The 3,083-nt window shown below is 72.3% G+C and carries 4 protein-coding genes; all 4 read right to left on the minus strand.

Annotated features, from left to right (window positions below):
- Positions 1-69: 69 nt before the first annotated feature.
- Complete coding sequence (locus tag I6A60_RS40820) at positions 70-921, minus strand: NAD(P)-dependent oxidoreductase (RefSeq protein ID WP_307874129.1); 852 nt, start codon at positions 919-921, stop codon at positions 70-72.
- 112 nt (positions 922-1,033) lie between these two features.
- Positions 1,034-1,813, minus strand: a complete 780-nt coding sequence (locus tag I6A60_RS40825) for an SDR family oxidoreductase (protein ID WP_374113335.1) — start codon at positions 1,811-1,813, stop codon at positions 1,034-1,036.
- Between the two features lie 350 nt (positions 1,814-2,163).
- Entirely contained in the window at positions 2,164-2,877 is a 714-nt protein-coding gene (locus I6A60_RS40830; protein ID WP_203017148.1) for a 3'(2'),5'-bisphosphate nucleotidase CysQ, read from the minus strand.
- A 5-nt stretch (positions 2,878-2,882) separates the two neighbouring features.
- A partial coding sequence (locus I6A60_RS40835; RefSeq protein ID WP_203017144.1) for an adenylyl-sulfate kinase occupies positions 2,883-3,083 on the minus strand: 201 nt, incomplete at its 5' end.

Here is a 3,083-nt window from a genome sequence, read left to right on the forward strand (position 1 = left end):
CCCCCCCGGCCCCCCCCCCCCCCCCCGGCCCCCGCCCCCCCCCCCCCCCCCCCCCCCGGCCTGGTCTTCTTACTCGGAGCCGTCGCGCAGCAGGGCCAGGGTCTGGCGAGCCAGCGCGACGAGGGCCGTGGGTTCGGCGGCCCCGGCGGCCTGGGCGACGTCGAGCATGATGCCCACGTCCTTGCGCAGCAGCGGCTCGGCCCCACGAAGCCCGCTTGTGTCGAACCCGGACCGGGCGAGGGTCGCGGCGGCGAAGCTGCCACCGCTCCCAAAGCCCAGCACGCGTGCCGCCGCGGCCCGGTCCAGCCCGAGCCGGTCGACGAAGGCGAACAGGTCCAGGGCGATGCCGACGTGGGTGGTGAACAGGAAGTTGTTCAGCGCCTTCGCGACCTGGCCACTGCCGAGCGGGCCCAGATGCAGGATCGGGTCCGCGTAGGTCGCGAAGACCGGCCGGCACCGATCCAGGTCGTCCTCGTCGCCGCCGACCATGACGAGCAGCTGGCCTCGCTCGGCTGCTCCTCCCCCGCCGCTGACCGGCGCGTCCAGCAGCCGGACCCCCTGGCTGGCCGCCGCCTCGGCGAGCTCCCGGCAGGTGGCGGGGTGGATCGTCGAGTGCAGGGCGACGACGCCGCCGGGCGCCATCCCGGCCAGCACGCCGTCGTCACGCAGCAGCACGTCGCGCACGTCGTCGTCGGCGACGACGCAGATCCCCACCACATCGCTCGCCGCGCCCAGCTCGGCGGGGCTCGCTGCTACGACGGCGCCGCTACCCGCGAACGACTCGACGGACGCCGGGCGGCGCGCCCAGACGGTCAGCGGATAGCCGCCGTCCACGATGCGCCGGGCCATCGGGCCGCCCTGGCTGCCCAGGCCGATGAAACCAACCCTGGTAGCGGGCTCGTCCAGGTCGCCGTGCGTCACGGTGCCTCCTCGAAGAAAGAGATGCAGGCAGCCGCGCCCGCTCGCAGGCGGCCGCCTGGTGGGCGGCGACGATCCGGGAGCGGCTTGGGTATCGGTGGTGGCGACCGGGCGTTCAGGCGTAGTCGGTCGCGATCCGGTCCAGGTAGGCGTCGATGTCGGCGGCGCGTTCGCGCAGCTCGTCGGCGGCCTCTGGCGCGGTGAGGACGAGGAACTGGCCCGCCTCGACGGCCTCGGCGACCAGCTCTCCGACCGAGGCCGCGTCGACGACCGGGAACGTCGGCCCGCGCGGTGGCTTGGGCTCGCCGTAGAACCTGACCTGTTCGATGATGTTCGTCGCGACGCCGGCCGGGCACAGGCAGGTCACGCCGATGCCCTGGGGCCGCAGGTAGACGGCCAGTGACTCCGAGAGGCCGACGACCGCGTGCTTGGTCGCCGTGTAGGGCAGCCGGTCGTAGCCATACGGCAGCAGGCCCGCGGTCGACGCCGTGTTGACGATGTGGCCGGATCCCTGGGCGAGCAGCGCGGGCAGGAACACCAGGTTGCTGCGCACGATGCCGAGCAGGTTGACGTCGATGACGCGCTGCCAGGCCTCCAGCGGGATGTCCTCCACGGCACCGACGGCGAGGATGCCGACGGTGTTCATCACCAGGTCGATCCGCCCGAACCGGTCGAGGGCGAGCGCGCGGGCGGCCTCCAGCTCGGCGACCTCGGTGACGTCGCACCGGATCGCCACGGCGTGGTCGCCGATCTCGGCGGACACCGCGTAGGCACGGTCAGCGTCGAGGTCGCTGACCACGACCCGGGCGCCGCGCCGGGCGAAGGAAAGCGCCGCGGCCCGTCCGATACCGCTACCAGCACCGGTGACGACCGCGACTGAACCGTCGAGTTTCACGGGCTCCCTCACTTCGTTGACAGGGAGGCCATGCAACCACCCGGACAGGCGACAGTCAATCGACTTAAGGTCCAGTCGACTGCCTTAATCGTGAGCGACGTCGACAGCGGGCGACCACGGCGGTGATCACCAGGCACCTCCATTCGTCTTGATCGCTGTTTAGACCCTCTGGTGGCTACGGAACAGACCCGGTGACGACCATCAGAGGGCCGAACCAGCGATCATGGGGACGCCGGAACGGGCGCACCTTGCCGCTGGGTTCGCTCCGAGGGGGCGAGGTCCCCGAGGAGCGGTCCCGCGGAGGCGAGGACGTCAGATCCCCGAAGTGTCGAGGAGGGGACGGCTACCGGCTACAGGTCGCGCAGCGCGTTCAGGGTCGCGCCGGCCAGTTCTGGGCGGCAGATGAGCAGGTCGGGCAGGTAGGGGTTGGGCTGGTTGTAGCGCAGGGGTGAGCCGTCGAGCCGGGAGACGTGCAGTCCGGCGGCCGCCGCTACGGCGACGGGTGCGCAGGAGTCCCATTCGTACTGGCCGCCGGAGTGGGCGTAGATGTCGACCTGTCCACGGACGACGGCCATTGCCTTGGCGCCGGCTGAGCCCATGGGCACCAGGGTGGCGTTCAGCTGGGTGACGAGCTGGCCGACGCAGGCCGGCGGGCGTGTGCGGGAGACCGCGAGGCGGACCGGGCCGGTCGACGGCGGGGCGAGGGCCGGAGGTTCGCCGGTGTGCAGGACGAGGCCGGCCGCGGGTAGCGCGACGGCGCCGGCGGTGGGATCTCCGTTGACCGCGAGGGCCACATGCACGGCCCAGTCCTCGCGCGACGCCTCGCCGTACTCGCGGGTGCCGTCGAGAGGGTCGATGATCCACACCCGGTCCCGGCCGACGCGGGCAGGATCGTCGGCGCTCTCCTCCGACAGGATCGCGTCGTCGGGACGCGCGCGGGACAGGCGCTCAAGGAGCAGCTCGTTCGACTTGCGGTCACCCGCGGCGCCGCCCTCCGCACGAATGGCGAGCAGGAGCTCGCCGGCCTCGGCGGCCAGCGTCGCCGCGAGGAAGTGGTCGTCCATGCCCGTCACGCTCCGTCCTGCCAGGCGAGGATCCCGGCGTCACGCAGGTAGGTGACGACGAGCTCAGCGCTTTGAACAGCGGGGATCGAGCCGGAGGCATCAAGGTGGATTTCGGCATGGTCGGGCGGCTGGTAGGGGGAGTCGATGCCGGTGAAGTTGGTGAGTTCGCCGCGGCGGGCTTTGGCGTAGAGGCCTTTGCGGTCGCG

Origin of the sequence: Frankia sp. AgB1.9, from assembly GCF_016786355.1 — a bacterium.
Lineage (GTDB): Bacteria > Actinomycetota > Actinomycetes > Frankiales > Frankiaceae > Pseudofrankia.